Below are 14,223 nucleotides of genomic sequence, written 5' to 3' on the forward strand. Positions count from 1 at the left end.
AGGGCGGTGAGCGATGTGCCGTCATCTCGCCTATCTGGGCCCGCCGGTGCCCGTCCGGCAGATCGTCCTGGACCCGCCGCACGGCCTCCACCGCCAGTCGTGGGCGCCGCGCCACCAGCGGCACGGCACGGTCAACGCCGACGGTTTCGGCGTCGGCTGGTACGCGCCGGACGACCCCGAGCCGGCCCGCTACCGCCGCGCCGGCCCGATCTGGGCCGATGAGTGCCTGCCCGGCATCGCCCGGGTGGTCCGCACCGGCGCGCTGCTGGCCGCGGTGCGGGACGCGACCGAGTCGGGCGCCGACGCCGAGGCGGCGGCCGCGCCGTACACCGGCGGCGGGCACCTCTTCAGCCACAACGGCGCGGTCCGCGGCTGGCCGGAGTCGCTGGCGCCGCTCACCGCGTCGCTGCCGCCGGCCGATCTGCTGCGGCTGGCGGCCCGCTGCGACGCCGCGTTCTGCTGGGCGCTCGTCCAACGCAGGCTCGCCCGCGGCGACGACATGGGCCGGGCGCTGGCGCACACCGTCGGGGCGGTGGCCGAGGCGGCGCCCGGCTCGCGGCTGACGTTCCTGCTGACCGACGGCGCCGCCATCGCCGCCACCACCTGGGGCGACACCCTCTTCCATCTGTCGGTCCCGGGCGGCGGCACGGTCGTCGCCTCCGAGCCGTACGACGACTCCCCCCACTGGACCGAGGTGCCCGACGGCACCCTGCTGCGGGCCACCCGCGACGGCGTCCACCTCACCCCGCTCAAGGAGCACACCCCGTGAGCCCCTTCACCCTCACCCGTACCCTGCCCGCCGATGCCACCGCGGCGGCGCTCCGCGCCGATGTCCGGCAAGGGCTGACCCACGACCCCAAGGAACTGCCGCCGAAGTGGTTCTACGACGCCCGCGGCAGCGAGCTGTTCGACGAGATCACCCGGCTGCCGGTCTACTACCCGACCCGCGCCGAACGCGAGATCCTGCTCGCCCGCTCCGGCGAGATCGCCGCGGCGACGGGCGCCCGCACGCTGATCGAGCTGGGCTCCGGTTCGTCGGAGAAGACCCGCCACCTCATCGGCGCGTTGGAGAGCCTGGACACCTACGTCCCGGTCGACGTCAGCCCGTCCGCCCTGGAGACGGCCGGACGGGCGCTCCTCGCCGGCCACCCGGGGCTGACGGTGCACGCGCTGGTCGCCGACTTCCAGCACGGGCTGACGCTGCCGGACACCCCGGGCCCGCGGCTGCTGGCCTTCCTCGGCGGCACGATCGGCAATCTGCTGCCCGGCGAACGCGCCGCCTTCCTGCGCGAGATGCACGACCTGCTCGCCCCGGGCGATGCGCTGCTGCTCGGCACGGACCTGGTCAAGGACGAGGCGACGCTGGTCGCGGCGTACGACGATCCGCAGGGCGTCACCGCCGCGTTCAACCGGAACGTCCTGCACGTCATCAACCGCGAGCTGGAAGCCGACTTCGACCCGGACGACTTCACGCACCTCGCGCGGTGGAACGCCGAGGACGCCTGGATCGAGATGCGGCTGCGGGCCCGCCGCGCGCTGACGGTGAAGATCCCGGCGCTCGGTCTGGCGGTGCCGTTCGCCGCCGGTGAGGAGCTGCGCACCGAGGTCTCCGCGAAGTTCCGCGAGGAAGGCGTACGCGCCGAACTCGCCGCCGCCGGCATGGACCTGACCCATTGGTGGACGGACGCGGCGGGGCGCTTCGCGCTGTCGCTGTCGGTACGCCGCTGACCCGTTCCGGCCCCGTCGCCGCCCCCGGCCCGCCGCGCGGATTCCGCCCGGCGGGCCGGTGTGGTTCGATACCTCGATCACCTGTACGCACCGGTAGTCCCGGGCGTACCACGGACCAGGGGCAGGGGTGGCGGGGATGGTGCTGGATCGGCGGGGATTCCTCAAGGGCGCGGCCGCGTTGGCGGGCGCCGGAATGCTGGCGGGCGCCGGCGCGGGCACCGCGGTGGCCGTGCCCGGCCGCCGCACGGCGACGGTCTCCGCACAGAACTGGCTGGCGGCGGTCGGCGACGCCACGCCCGTGCAGCGGCTCTCGGTCCCCGGCACCCATGATTCGGGCGCCCGGCACGGCGGCCCCTGGGTGGAGTGCCAGAACACCTCGATCGCCGAGCAGCTGGCGAGCGGTATCCGCTTCCTCGACATCCGCTGCCGCGCCATCGAGGACGTCTTCGCCATCCACCACGGCGCGTTCTACCAGGAGTTGATGTTCGGCGACGTGCTCAACGCCTGCCGGGACTTCCTCGCCACGCAGCCGTCGGAGACGGTGCTGATGCGGGTGCAGCAGGAGTACTCGCAGGTCGCGGCGGAGGAGTTCCGCCGGATCTTCGACATCTACCTCGACGGCAAGGGCTACCGCCCCCTCTTCCGGCTGGACGGCGGGCTGCCGGCGCTGGGCGAGGCGCGCGGCCGGGTCGTGCTGCTGGCGGACGCCGACGGCATGCCGGGCGTGCGCTACGGCGCGCCGGAGCTGTTCGACATCCAGGACGACTACATGACCGAGCCGATCGGGAAGTTCCCGAAGGTCGAGGCGCAGTTCCGCAAGGCGGTCGCCGAGCCGGGCAAGCTGTTCGTCAACTACGTCAGCACCGCCGCGCTGCTGCCGCCCCGCTCCAACGCGGACCGCCTCAACCCGAAGGTCAAGAGCCTGCTGGAGGGCGAGGGCGCCGGCTGGCAGGGGCTCGGCATCGTCCCGATGGACTTCCCCAACGAGACCGGGCTGGCCGAGACGCTCATCCGGCACAACATCGGGGACGCGCTGGCGTAGGCCTGCGGGCCGGTGAAGGAGCGGTGCGCCGGACCCCGCGAGGCCCGGCGCGCCGTCGTCACTTCCCGCCGCGCGGCTCCACCGTCTTCAGGACGTCCGGCAGCGGATACCAGTCGGCGGTGACGAAGCTGGCGTGCGCCGCGGCGAGTTGCCGGACGCGGGCCAGGGCCTCGCTCTCGCCGGGCTTCGTCCCGTCGATCGCCGGGGCCACCTTGTGGGCGTCCGTCATGATCAGCAGGTAGTGGCGGGTGTCGTACCAGGCGGTGTCGATGCCGTCGGCGAGGTATGCCGAGGCGTCGCCGTCGAACATCACGAACCACGGGCGCAGCGCCGCGTCCTCGTACCGGCTCCGGGGGTCACCGGCGGCCGCGCCGTGCACCGCGGGGAAGGCGGTGGACTGCTTCAGCTTGCCGTTCGCCGCGAGGTCCTTGAGGTGGCGGGCGTACTCGACGTCCGTCCAGAGCTTGTCGAGGGGGTTCTTCTCCTCGACGGTGCCGGGGATCAGCTCGAAGAGGAACTTCCCCTTGAGCGCGTCCCGTTCCGGCCAGCCATCGGCGCGGACCGCCTCGTCCAAGGTGGCGTGCTCGCCGGTGAGGTCGCCGGGTCCGTAGACCGCGTCGCCCAGCTTGTCGCGGACGAGGGCGTCGAAGGCGGTGGGACCGCGGCCGCCCTTGTCGTTGAAGCCGTCCTTCATCTCGACCTTGATGAGCACCGGCCGGTGGCCTGGGTGGGCGTCGTGCCAGGCGCGCAGGTCGGCGAGGCAGCCGCCGAAGTCCTGGTCACGGCCCTTGGTGCGCAGTTCGGCCGGGGTGGTGGCGCCCTCGCAGTTGCTGTTGTTGCCGAGCGGGTTGCTGTGCGAGACACGCCAGGAGCGGCCCAGGCCGTTGGTCCAGACGTCCAGCTCGACGAGGGAGGCGCCGGAGTCCAACGCATCGGCGAGATACGGGTACTTGTCCTTCTCGTAGGCGTTGTGGACGCCGACGGAGGTGCTGGTGGCGTAGGTCACCGGAGCGGTCTGCGCGCCCGCGGTCGCCGCCACCGTGATCGTCCCGGCCGCCGCCACGGCCACCGCCCCTGCGGCCCACACCTTTTTCATCGTCCCGCTCTTCCCTCTCGTTCCGCAGCCGCGCACCGCGCAGCCGTCCGCCGGTCGCTCACCCGGCCGAATGGGCAGCAGCGTACGGGAGTTGACGCCGGGCGGAGACCGGAAACGGCAGGTCGGGCACGTTCGGGCAGCGGTCGTGGCAGGCTGCACGGGCCGCGGCCGCAGGGGCCCGGCGAAGCAGAGGAGCAGTCATGTCCGAACGGACCACGCGGAGCGGATTTCCGGTCGCCGCGGTCGTGCTGACCGGGATCGTCGCGCTGTACATGGCGCTCGTCGCGTTCGGCAACCTCACGGATTTCGGCACCAACCGGGAGTTCGTCCGTCATGTGCTGGCGATGGACACGACGTTCCGGGACGACGATCTGATGTGGCGGGCGGTGACCTCCCGCTCGCTCCAGGACGGCGCATACATAGCGATCATCGTCTGGGAGACGCTGTCCGCGGCGCTGCTCGCGATCGGCGCGGTGTGGTGGGCGCTGCGGCTGCGGCGGGAGTCGCCCGGTCGGGCGCGGACGGTGGCGGTGGCCGGGCTGGTGATGGTGCTGGTGCTGTTCGGCGCCGGGTTCCTCGCGGTGGGCGGCGAGTGGTTCGCGATGTGGCAGTCGAAGCAGTGGAACGGGCTGGACGCGGCGACCCGCAACTTCACGGTGGCGGGCCTGGCCCTGCTGGTGGTGCAGGGCGCGGGCCGCCGGGAGACGCCGGCCACCCCCGCGGACCGTCCGCTGCCGACGGCGGACCGGGACCTGTCGCCGGAGCGGGCGGAGGACTGACGGCTGACGGCTGACGGCTGACGGCTGACGGCTGACGGCTGACGAACGATCAGGAACGGTGCGCGGGGCGGCGCGACCGGAGAGCCCGGAGGCCCCGGCGCCGCCGTCCGGATCGCCCCGGCGGTCCGGTGCCACGGGCCGCGCCCCGTCGCGCGCGCCCCGGACCGCGCCCCGTCCCCGTCTCACCAGTCGATGCGATACCCCGTCAGCCAGTCCGCGCCGCCGCCCTCCCCCGCCGCCCGGCGGCGTCCCTCGGCCTCCCGCTGCCGATTGCCCTCCGCCGTGCCGACCCGTCCGGCCAGACCGGCGCTGGTGGCGACCACCTTCTCCACGCGCTCGCGCCGTGCCGCCTCGAACGCGGCGAACGCGGCGGGGGCGTCCGCGTGATCGCGCAGTGCGCGGGCCAGGACCACGCCGTCCTCGATGGCCATGGACGCGCCCTGTGCCGCGTTGGGCGCGGCCGCGTGCGCCGCGTCGCCCAGGATGACGAGCGGACCGCGGTGCCAGCGCGGGGTGCGGGCCAGATCGTAGGAGCCGGCGGCGACGACGGTGTCCGCGGCGGCTGCTGCGACCAGGGCGGCGGCGGGCGTGGCGTCGTCCGCGAAGAGCGCGGCGAGACGGGTGCGCCACTCGGCGGCGGCCGGTGCACCGCCGAGTGGCAGTTCCGCGCCGGGCACGTTGGCGAACCACCACACCTCGCCGTCGGGCGCCCGGGTGCAGCCGAGGAAGCCCCGCGATCCGGCGATCATGGTGTACGTCTCGGGCGCCAGGGCGATGTCGTCGGCGCGGGTGTGACCGCAGACCGTGGTCTGCCCGGTCTGGCGCGGCCGCGGGGCGCCCGGATCGATGAGGGTGCGGGTCACCGAGTGCAGCCCGTCCGCGCCGATGAGGAGGTCGCCCTCGGCGGTGGTGCCGTCGGCGAAGGCCGCCACCACCCGCTCGCCGTCCGGGCCGGGCACCGTCTCGGCGCCGGTCAGCCGCTTGCCATGGTGGACGGGGACGCCCCGGCGGACCGCCTCGTCCAGCAGTACGCGGTGGAGCGTGGCCCGGCGCAGGGTGCGCGGGCCGAGGCCGGGGCCGTCGCCGCCGGAGATCGGGCGTTCCCCGCGCGGCGCACCGTCCGCGCCGATCAGGGCGACCCGCCGGGCCGGGAAGGAGTGGTCGACGACGGGGCCGTGCGCGTCGATCACCCGGAGCGCCTCCAGGCCGTTGGTGAAGACGACGAGGAACGCGCCGACGTCCTCGGTGGTGGCCGGATACGCCTCGAAGATCTCCGCCGCGATGCCCGCCTTGTGCAGCGCCAGGGCGGTGACCGTGCCCGCGATGCCGCCGCCGGCGATCAGAGCCTTCCTCGCCATACGTCCCCCTGTTCCGGCGCCGGCCGCACCGGACCGGCGAAGACGGCGTGGCCCGGCGCCGCGCCGTGTGCCCCGGGCGCGGGCCCGGCGGCCCCGTCAACGTACCCGCCGCTCCGCCGCGCCCGCCGGGGAACGCCGCGGCCGGTCACCGGCCCGCGCCCCGCGCCGGGGGCGCGATTTAGGCGGGCAACCCCTAATCTGCGGCCGCCGACGGGACGCCGGTGCAGGTCAACGCGGTGAGCCGCAGGCTTAGGGGTACCCCGGACCGGCCCGGCGACTGCATGATTGTGCAGTGGTTTTCCCGCCGCAGCGAGGCGGGACGAGGAGGGTCGACAGGGCATGGCGGACGGAGCCGAGCCGGGCACGGTGCGCAGCGGAACACCGGACGGAGGCGGTCCGCGGGCCGCCCAGAACGCACCGGAGGAGGTGCCGCCGCCCGGACCGGCCCCGCAGAACCCGTGGCGCAACCACTTCCTGTCCCTGCTCGACCGGCTCCCCACGCCGATCGCGGTGTGCCGGGCGGACGGCGGGGTGCTGATCGCCAATCCGGCGATGGCCGCCGAGTGGGGCGCCGCCCCCGGTCGCCTCTGCGGCCGCAATCTGCTGGACCTCTTCCGGCCACGCGACACGGCCCAGTTGGAGCGGCTGACGGAGGCGCTGCGGCTCGGCCGACGCTCGCGCTATCCGGTGGCGGTGGGCTGGCGGGGGACGGACGGCGTGACGCGGCAGGGCGAGCTGACCCTCGACCCGGTGGGCGCCCCGTCCGCGCGGCCGCCGGTACTGCTGGCGCTGCTGAAGGTCCGGGAGTCCGCGCCGCCGGCCGCGCCGCGCGGCCGGGTCAGCCCGGTGGAGGGCAGGATCCTGGCGCTGGCCGCGGGCGGCGCCACCACCGCGGCGATCGGCTCGGCGCTGGGGCTGACCGTGGACGGCGTCAACTACCACCTCTCCCGGCTGTCGCGCCGCTGGCGGGTCCAGGGCCGTACCGCGCTGGTGGCCCGCGCCTACGTCCTGGGCGTCCTGGAGCCGGGCAGCTGGCCGCCGCGCGCCGCCTGATCTGGCGTGGCGCCAGCCGGTGCCCGGCCGCCCGTACGGACAGACGTACGGATAACCTCAAGGTGTGGAGGACAAGCAGCAGCCCGTGTTCGAACGGGGCACGGACGGCCCGAAGGTCATCGTCGTCGGCGTCGACGGCTCGGACTCGTCGTGGCGCGCCGCCGCCTACGCCGCCGGGCTGGCCCGCCGCCAGGGCGCGAAGCTGGCGCTGGTCTACATCCAGCCGCTGCTGCCCGCCGGGGCGACGATGGGCGCGCCGGTCATCGACCCCACCCATGAGGTGGCCGAGGAGCTGATGGCGGAGATCCGCCGGTCGACGGAGCGGCTCCAGGGCATCTACCACATGCGCTGGGAGTTCCACACGCTGCGCGGCGACCCGTACGCCGGGATGGTGCAGATGGCCGACGAACTGCGCGCGGACGCCGTGGTCGTGGGCGCCTCGGAGTCGGCCGGGCACCGCATCATGGGCTCGGTGGCGGTCCGGCTGGTGAAGACCGGGCGCTGGCCCGTGACGGTCGTCCCGTAGTGACCTGTCGATCAGCTGCAAGCCGGGAAGCGTTGGTGGTCGGCCGCCCGGATTCGGCGAAGAGCGCTACAAGAAGCACAACGTCGTCGAGACCAGCGGCGCATCAGTCGGCCCCGGCGCCGACGGCGACCTCACCGTCCCGGACAGCAAGGTCGAACCCCGCAGCAACCGCAACTTCCTGAGTCGCGGCGGCCTCGGAGGGGAGACGACGGCCTGGGCAGCCTGTACGAGTAGCAGTTGACCGCGGACGCGTTACGGCCCGCACACGATGTGTGCGGGCCGACGGCGTGTGGCTGTGGTTCAGCCCAGGACGGAGTCGGGTGCGTGGGCGACGTGGTCGCTGGCTGCGACGACGTCCAGCAGCTCGAAGGCGTTGTTGGGCTCGAAGGTCTCCCCGCCGTGCTGCTGGGCGGGTGCTTCGTCGGTCTGGGGCGTGTTCTCGTTGTCCACGGGACTCTCCTCGTCGTGATGGGTATCGGTAGGTGCCGGCTCGGCGGCCGGCCGGATCAGCGCTGTGCGCGCCACTCGTGGTTCGCGCCGTACGGGCTACAAGGCCCCGCGCTCGGCAGGGAACTTGTGCAAGGTCGCCACGACGACCGCCAGGTCCTGCGGGGCGACCGGCTCGACCGGCTTCACCAGCAGGTACTGATCCCCCGCGGCGGATAGGCGGCGGGCTCGCGGATCAGCACCACAGGCTCCCGACCGCGCAGTTGGAGTGCCGTCCCGCCCTGCCGCTCGATCGCAACGCAGCACAACGCTGCCGGACGAACCGGCCTTGACGCGCTGCGCCATCCCGCCGGTGAAGTCGATCGAGTGCAGGGCCGTCGAAGTTGAGCGCCGCCCCGGTCACGGACACGGAGGAGCGCGCCTCCGTGCCAGGGACTGGGAGGTTGTCGGGGGATAACACGGCGTTTCTCCTGGCTGTCGCGGGCAGGTCGTACCGAAAGAAGTACACCGCACGCACATTCGATCCCGCCCGGCTTCGCCAGGGGATTCACCCGATCGTGTGATCAAGATGAGCGAGGCCAAGGGTTGGGACGGATTCGGGGGCGTGGTCACAGAAGCCCGATCACAGCACTCCGCACCCCGCTTGCCGGCAGGAGAGGCCTCGTTCCGCCCGAGGCAAGCGGCCGCCCGGCTCCGTACATGATCGCCAGGACATCACCCAGGAGGGCACACCGGCCGGGTCAGCTCCGCTGGTGGGCCGGGGGGTGCTGGGGCACGGTGAGAGATGCACGGGCGGAGCGCCGCCCCGGCCAGGGAGACCACCGTGACGAACCACACCTACCGTGTGACGGAGATCGTGGGCACGTCCCACGAGAGCGTCGACGCCGCGATCCGCAACGGCGTGCAGCGCGCCTCGCAGACCCTGCGCAACCTCGACTGGTTCGAGGTGTGCCAGGTGCGCGGCAACCTCACCGACGGCAAGATCGAGCACTACCAGGTCGGCCTCAAGGTCGGCTTCCGCCTGGAGGACGCGGACTGACGCCCTCCGCGGCATGCCCCGGTGAACTCCCCGCCCGGCCGGCGTGAACACCCGGGGAGATGCCTTCCCCGCCGGCCGTCGAGGGTCCATCATGAGCCGCCGTCAGGCCACGACGGAGGTACGGAGGTCACCATGGGGTTGCGTCCTGGGCACGGTGTACTGCGCCGCAAACCGATCGAGCACATCGAGGAGGCGGAGGGCGGCTCGGCCCAGCAGCTGACGCGGGTGCTGGGCCTGTGGCAGCTGACCGCGATCGGCGTCGGCGGGATCATCGGCGCCGGAATCTTCACGCTGGCCGGGACCGTCGCCAACGGCAAGGCCGGGCCCGCCGTGCTGATCTCGTTCCTGATCGCCGGTGTCGCGAGCGCCGCGGCGGCGTTCTCGTACGCGGAGTTCGCCGGTCTGATCCCGAAGGCCGGATCGGCGTACACCTACGGCTATGCGGTCCTCGGTGAGCTGGCGGGCTGGTTCATCGGCTGGGATCTGCTGCTGGAGTACACCGCGATCGTGGCGGTGGTCGCGATCGGCATCTCCGGTTACTTCAGCTTCCTGGTGGGCGAGATGGGGGCGAAGCTGCCGGACTGGATGCTGGGCGCGCCCGGCACCGGTCCCGGCCACCGGGTGGACCTCTTCGCGGCGCTCCTGTGTCTGCTGATCGCCTATCTGCTGACGCTGGGCATCAAGAACGCGGCCCGCTTCGAGATGATCGTGGTGGGGCTGAAGGTGCTGGTGGTGGTCGGCGTCATCGCGGTCGGCTTCTTCCACATCGACACCGCGAACTACCACCCGTTCTTCCCGTTCGGCGTGAGCGGCGCGTTCACCGGCGCGGCCACCGTCTTCTTCGCGGTCTTCGGCTACGACGCGATGAGCACGGCGGCCGAGGAGTCGAAGGACGCCCAGCGCCACATGCCGAAGGCGATCATCTACTCGCTCGTCATCTCGATGGTGCTCTACGTCCTGGCCTGCCTGGTGCTGACGGGCATGCAGAGCTACCGGGACATCGACCCGGAGAGCGGATTCTCGTCGGCGTTCAAGGCGGTGGGGCTCAGCAGCCTCGCGGACGTCATCGCGGTCGGCGCGATCATCGGCATCCTCACCGTGATGTTCACCTTCATGCTGGGCGTGACCCGGGTGTGGTTCTCGATGAGCCGGGACGGGCTGCTGCCGAAGTGGTTCGCCAGGACGCACCCGACGCGGCACGTGCCGACCCGGGTGACCTGGATCGTCGGGGCGGCGTCGGCGGCCATCGCCGGATTCCTGCCGATCGGCGAGGCGGCGGAGCTGACCAACATCGGCATCCTGCTGGCGTTCGTGGTCGTCTGCATCGCGGTGATCGTGCTGCGCTACAAGCACCCGGAACTGCCCCGTACGTTCCGCACCCCGGGAATGCCGGTGGTCCCCGCGCTCGGTGTGGTCTTCTCGCTCTGGCTGATCACGTTCCTGGAGTGGCAGACCTGGGTCCGGTTCGTGGTGTGGTTCCTGGTCGGCCTGGGCGTGTACTTCGGCTACTCCTACCGGCGCTCCGAGGTGGGCAAGGCGGAGCGGCGGGAGACGGAGGGCCGGAAGCCCTGACGGCGGAAGCACGGCCGGGTACGCGGGCGGCGGGCCCCGGGGAGGTTCCCGGGGCCCGCCGCTTTCGCGCACGGTGGCTCAGAAGACGAACGGTCCCGGGTCCTGGGGCCCGGTGGCCTTGCAGGTGGCGGTGATGCCGAAGACGACGACCTTGAGGGAGGTGGCTTCGAGCTTGTCGCCGGAGGCGACGGTGCCGGTGAGCGGGCCGGTGCTGACGGCGCCGCCCGAGGGGATCTTCGGGTTGGAGCTGCCGCTGAAGGTGGCGGTGCCGGAGCCGTTCTTGGTGAGGGTGAGGGTGGACTTGACGGAGTTCGCGGCCACGTCGATGGGGGCGGTGACGGCCGAGGTGGAGACGCTGATGGTGGCCGCCGTACCGTCCTGGGTGGCGGTGAGCGTGGCGGTGCCCTTGCCGTAGGTGCCGCAGTCGAAGCCGAGCGTGGCGGTGTCGGGGTCCACCGCACCGGCGGCCGGTGCCATGGCGAGGGTGCCGACGAGTGCCGCGCCGACGGCGAGGGCGCTGCCGAGGGCCTTGCCGAGCTTGCCGTGTCTCATGTGGGTCCGCCTTCGTGGGGGGGCGCTGTGGGAGTGGGTCGGGGCGCCGGCCGTCGTGGTGCGGGCGGCGGGCGTCCGCGCGGGGCCGCGGCGCGGTCCCGCGCCGGCACACGGATCTGACGTGTGTTCAGCAACCTGAATGCGGAGCCCATTGAGGCATGGCCCCGCGAAGAGAACAAGGCTGCGCCACGGAATTTTTTGACGTGTCATCGTCAAGACACCGAGCGGCGGGCCCACGTTCCCGGAGCCGTCCGCCCTCTTGACGGGCACCGGGGCGCCGCCAAGAATGAGCCCGCCCTGACAACGTTGTCGGCTCTTCCGGAGGTCCACCCATGCCATGGCCCCGTCGCACCCGGCTGCCCGCCGCCGGTGCGGTGCTGGCGGCCGCGCTCGTCGGGGGCGCGCTCACGGCCCCCGCCGCGCAGGCCGCGCCCGCGTCCGGCCGCCTCACCGACCTCGTCAACCCGTTCATCGGCAGCCGCAACGACGGCAACACCTACCCGGGCGCCGCCGTGCCGTTCGGCATGGTGCAGCTCTCCCCCGACACCGGCCACACCACGGGCTACGACTACGACGACGACCACATCCGCGGGTTCAGCGCGGTGCACATCTCCGGTGTGGGCTGCGGTCTCGGCGGCGATCTGCCGGTGCTGCCGACCACCGGCGAGGTCACCGAGACCGACTACGCCAAGTACGCCGCGGCCTTTCGCCATGACGACGAGTCGGCCCGCCCCGGCTCGTACCGCGTCCGCCTGACGTCGTACGGCGGGATCGGCGCCGAGCTGACCGCCACCGCGCACACCGGGCGGCAGCGGTACGTCTTCCCGGCGACGGACAAGGCCAATGTGCTGCTCAACGCCGGTCAGGCGCTGCACAAGGTGGTCTCCAGCCGGGTGGAGGTGCTGGACTCGCGCACCGTGCGCACCGCGATCACCGGCCGCGGCTTCTGCCAGGACACCCGGCCGTACACGGTCTACACGCTCACCCGCTTCAACCGGCCCTTCGCCTCCTACGGGACGTGGCGGGGCGACACGGTGACACCGGGTTCGGCGGGTTCGACGGCGGCGGGGCGGCACGGTGCGTACGTCCGCTTCGACACCCGCGAGGGCCGCACCGTCGAGGCGACCACCGCGATCAGCTATGTGGACGCGGCGGGCGCGGCGCGCAATCTGCGGGCGGAGGGCGGGCCCTCCTTCGACCGGGCGCGGGCCGCGGCCGACGCGGCGTGGGAGCGGCGGCTCGGGCAGGTGCGGGTGCAAGGCGGCGATCCGACGCTGCGGCGGACGTTCTACTCGTCGCTGTACCGCTCGTTCCTCGCGCCCAACACCGGTACCGATGCGGACCGCCGCTACCGGGGCTGGGACCGGCGCGTCCACCGGGCGCGCGGGTTCACGTACTACCAGAACTGGTCGCTGTGGGACACCTACCGCACCCAGGCGCAGCTGCTGGCGCTGCTCGCGCCGCGGGAGTCGCGGGACATGGCGCTGTCGGTGCTGCGCGTCGGCGAGGAGAGCGGCTGGCTGCCCAAGTGGGGCTACGGCACCGTCGAAACCAACATCATGACCGGCGACCCGGTGACGCCGTTCCTGACCAACGCCTACCGGCAGGGGCTGCTCGCCGGGCACGAGGAGGAGGCGTACGCGGCGCTGAAGCGGAACGCCGACGGGGTGCCGCCGGCCGATTCGCCCGCGGTGGGCCGCGAGGGCAACGCGGAGTACCTCCGAAACGGTTTCGTCCCGTTCCTCAAGGGCCGTCCGCACACCAAGCCCGGGGACTCCGACTTCGACCACGGCGGCTCGGCGACGCTCGAATACGCGCTGGCGGACGCGGCGCTCGCGGGGATGGCGCGGGATCTGGGCCATGCCGCGGACGCCGACCGGTACGCGGCCCGCGCCCAGAACTACCGCAAGATCTTCGATCCCTCGACCGGCTTCTTCCGGGCGCGGGACGGGCGGGGCGCGTTCACCGGGCCCGCCGATCCGGCGAAGAGCGAGGGGTTCCACGAGGGCACGGCCTGGCAGTACCAGTGGCTGGTGCCGCAGGACCTGCCCGGGATGATCTCCCTCATCGGCGGCAAGGCCAAGGCCACCGAGCGGCTGGACTCGTTCTTCGCCTACGACAAGCTGCTGAAGGACCCGGAGAAGACCGCGCGCGAGGTGTGGGTCAACGGCCCGTACGACTACTACAACGCGGACAAGTACAACCCGCAGAACGAGCCGGATCTCATCGCGCCGTACACGTATCTGTCGACCGGTCAGCCGTGGAAGACGACGGATGTGGTGCATGCGGCGCTGACGCTGTTCACGGACGCGCCGACCGGGATGACCGGCAACGACGATCTGGGGACGATGTCGGCGTGGATGGTGCTGTCGTCGATCGGGGTGTTCCCCGTGCAGCCCGGCACCGACACCTGGGGGCTGAGCACCCCGGTCTTCGACCGCGTCGACCTGCGGCTGGACCGTGCGTTCTACCCGGCGGGCCGCTTCACCGTGACGGCGCCCGGTACGTCGGCAACGGACCGCTATGTGCAGTCGGTACGGCTCGACGGGGTCGCGCGGCAGCGGACGTATCTGACCACCGGCGAGCTGCGCGGGGCGCGGGAGCTGGCGTTCACCGTGGGCGGCTCGCCGTCCGGATGGGGCACCGGGGCGGCCGATGCGCCGCCGCCGATGGGCGCGGCGGCCGGGCGGCCGGGCCGCACCGGCTGAGGCCGGGGCGGCGTCCGGGGCGGGCGGCGGTTGGCCGTGCCCGCCCCGGACGGGCGCGTTCAGCCCTGGAGCGCGGCCCAGAACTCGTCGAAGGACATCCGGCCGTCGCCGTCGGAGTCCTTGGCGTTGATGACCGACTCGGCGATCGGGCCGGTGACGAACGGGTCGCCCATCTCGGCCATGGCGCGCTTGAACTCGTCGGCGGTGACCAGGCCGTCGCCGTCCCCGTCGAACCGCGCGAACTGCTCCCTGGCCTTCTCGATGTCTGCCATGAGAGTGCCCCCTTCGTGTACTGGACGATCCGTGTCGCTGATCTGACCTGC

General features: G+C 72.9%; 14 protein-coding genes. 9 read left to right on the forward strand and 5 right to left on the reverse strand.

The window, feature by feature from the left end:
* The first annotated feature begins 13 nt into the window (after positions 1 to 13).
* The 3 genes from egtC (at position 14) to ABT345_RS09615 (ending at position 2,770) form a co-directional block, all read left to right on the forward strand.
* Positions 14 to 769: an ergothioneine biosynthesis protein EgtC gene (gene egtC / locus ABT345_RS09605; RefSeq protein ID WP_345087880.1), complete on the forward strand. Its 756-nt coding sequence runs from the start codon at positions 14 to 16 to the stop codon at positions 767 to 769.
* Positions 766 to 1,728, forward strand: a complete 963-nt coding sequence (egtD, locus tag ABT345_RS09610) for an L-histidine N(alpha)-methyltransferase (RefSeq protein WP_345087882.1) — start codon at positions 766 to 768, stop codon at positions 1,726 to 1,728. The genes egtC and egtD overlap by 4 nt, the downstream gene beginning before the upstream one ends.
* A 136-nt stretch (positions 1,729 to 1,864) precedes the next feature.
* The gene (locus tag ABT345_RS09615) at positions 1,865 to 2,770 is read left to right on the forward strand and encodes a phosphatidylinositol-specific phospholipase C (protein ID WP_345087884.1); all 906 of its coding nucleotides are present in this window, start codon (positions 1,865 to 1,867) and stop codon (positions 2,768 to 2,770) included.
* Positions 2,771 to 2,828: 58 nt separating this feature from the next.
* Here ABT345_RS09615 and ABT345_RS09620 read toward each other — a convergent pair whose 3' ends face one another.
* Positions 2,829 to 3,866 (reverse strand): phosphatidylinositol-specific phospholipase C domain-containing protein, encoded by a 1,038-nt coding sequence (locus ABT345_RS09620; protein ID WP_345087886.1) that lies wholly within the window; start codon positions 3,864 to 3,866, stop codon positions 2,829 to 2,831.
* Between the two features lie 200 nt (positions 3,867 to 4,066).
* Here ABT345_RS09620 and ABT345_RS09625 point away from each other — a divergent pair, with 200 nt between their 5' ends.
* Positions 4,067 to 4,645, forward strand: coding sequence for a DUF2165 domain-containing protein (locus tag ABT345_RS09625; RefSeq protein WP_345087889.1), 579 nt, complete (start codon positions 4,067 to 4,069; stop codon positions 4,643 to 4,645).
* A 182-nt stretch (positions 4,646 to 4,827) separates the two neighbouring features.
* Here the strand turns inward: ABT345_RS09625 and ABT345_RS09630 are convergent, their stop codons facing one another.
* Entirely contained in the window at positions 4,828 to 6,003 is a 1,176-nt protein-coding gene (locus ABT345_RS09630; protein WP_345087891.1) for an FAD-dependent monooxygenase, read from the reverse strand.
* 339 nt (positions 6,004 to 6,342) lie between these two features.
* On the opposite strand from ABT345_RS09630, the gene ABT345_RS09635 reads away from it, so the two are divergent.
* Both ABT345_RS09635 and ABT345_RS09640 read left to right on the forward strand, forming a co-directional pair.
* Positions 6,343 to 7,056: a PAS domain-containing protein gene (locus tag ABT345_RS09635; protein ID WP_345087893.1), complete on the forward strand. Its 714-nt coding sequence runs from the start codon at positions 6,343 to 6,345 to the stop codon at positions 7,054 to 7,056.
* Positions 7,057 to 7,120: 64 nt separating this feature from the next.
* Positions 7,121 to 7,582, forward strand: a complete 462-nt coding sequence (locus tag ABT345_RS09640; protein WP_345087895.1) for a universal stress protein — start codon at positions 7,121 to 7,123, stop codon at positions 7,580 to 7,582.
* A gap of 300 nt (positions 7,583 to 7,882) precedes the next feature.
* Here ABT345_RS09640 and ABT345_RS09645 read toward each other — a convergent pair whose 3' ends face one another.
* A complete protein-coding gene (locus tag ABT345_RS09645; RefSeq protein ID WP_345087897.1) occupies positions 7,883 to 8,032 on the reverse strand; it encodes a hypothetical protein in 150 nt (49 codons plus the stop codon).
* An 820-nt stretch (positions 8,033 to 8,852) separates the two neighbouring features.
* Here ABT345_RS09645 and ABT345_RS09650 point away from each other — a divergent pair.
* Complete coding sequence (locus ABT345_RS09650; protein WP_345087899.1) at positions 8,853 to 9,068, forward strand: dodecin; 216 nt, start codon at positions 8,853 to 8,855, stop codon at positions 9,066 to 9,068.
* 132 nt (positions 9,069 to 9,200) lie between these two features.
* A complete protein-coding gene (locus ABT345_RS09655; RefSeq protein WP_345087902.1) occupies positions 9,201 to 10,640 on the forward strand; it encodes an amino acid permease in 1,440 nt (479 codons plus the stop codon).
* A gap of 78 nt (positions 10,641 to 10,718) precedes the next feature.
* Here the strand turns inward: ABT345_RS09655 and ABT345_RS09660 are convergent, their stop codons facing one another.
* On the reverse strand, positions 10,719 to 11,192 hold the full coding sequence (locus ABT345_RS09660; protein ID WP_345087904.1) for a hypothetical protein: 474 nt from the start codon (positions 11,190 to 11,192) through the stop codon (positions 10,719 to 10,721).
* A 332-nt stretch (positions 11,193 to 11,524) separates the two neighbouring features.
* Between ABT345_RS09660 and ABT345_RS09665 the strand changes: the two genes are divergently transcribed.
* Positions 11,525 to 13,900, forward strand: coding sequence for a GH92 family glycosyl hydrolase (locus ABT345_RS09665; protein WP_345087906.1), 2,376 nt, complete (start codon positions 11,525 to 11,527; stop codon positions 13,898 to 13,900).
* Positions 13,901 to 13,959: 59 nt separating this feature from the next.
* Here the strand turns inward: ABT345_RS09665 and ABT345_RS09670 are convergent, their stop codons facing one another.
* Positions 13,960 to 14,172: an EF-hand domain-containing protein gene (locus ABT345_RS09670; RefSeq protein ID WP_345087908.1), complete on the reverse strand. Its 213-nt coding sequence runs from the start codon at positions 14,170 to 14,172 to the stop codon at positions 13,960 to 13,962.
* Positions 14,173 to 14,223: the final 51 nt, after the last annotated feature.

This window comes from Streptomyces sp. NPDC000404 (genome assembly GCF_040300365.1).
In the GTDB taxonomy this organism is placed as follows: domain Bacteria; phylum Actinomycetota; class Actinomycetes; order Streptomycetales; family Streptomycetaceae; genus Streptomyces; species Streptomyces ramulosus.

Excerpts from the sequence above, each read along its gene's own strand:
- ABT345_RS09630 (WP_345087891.1), bottom strand. The coding sequence starts at position 6,003 with ATGGCGAGGAAGGCTCTGATCGCCGGCGGCGGCATCGCGGGCACGGTC.
- ABT345_RS09620 (WP_345087886.1), bottom strand. The coding sequence starts at position 3,866 with ATGAAAAAGGTGTGGGCCGCAGGGGCGGTGGCCGTGGCGGCGGCCGGG.
- ABT345_RS09615 (WP_345087884.1), top strand. The coding sequence starts at position 1,865 with ATGGTGCTGGATCGGCGGGGATTCCTCAAGGGCGCGGCCGCGTTGGCG.
- ABT345_RS09655 (WP_345087902.1), top strand. The coding sequence starts at position 9,201 with ATGGGGTTGCGTCCTGGGCACGGTGTACTGCGCCGCAAACCGATCGAG.
- ABT345_RS09660 (WP_345087904.1), bottom strand. The coding sequence starts at position 11,192 with ATGAGACACGGCAAGCTCGGCAAGGCCCTCGGCAGCGCCCTCGCCGTC.
- ABT345_RS09670 (WP_345087908.1), bottom strand. The coding sequence starts at position 14,172 with ATGGCAGACATCGAGAAGGCCAGGGAGCAGTTCGCGCGGTTCGACGGG.
- ABT345_RS09625 (WP_345087889.1), top strand. The coding sequence starts at position 4,067 with ATGTCCGAACGGACCACGCGGAGCGGATTTCCGGTCGCCGCGGTCGTG.
- egtC (WP_345087880.1), top strand. The coding sequence starts at position 14 with ATGTGCCGTCATCTCGCCTATCTGGGCCCGCCGGTGCCCGTCCGGCAG.
- ABT345_RS09635 (WP_345087893.1), top strand. The coding sequence starts at position 6,343 with ATGGCGGACGGAGCCGAGCCGGGCACGGTGCGCAGCGGAACACCGGAC.
- ABT345_RS09665 (WP_345087906.1), top strand. The coding sequence starts at position 11,525 with ATGCCATGGCCCCGTCGCACCCGGCTGCCCGCCGCCGGTGCGGTGCTG.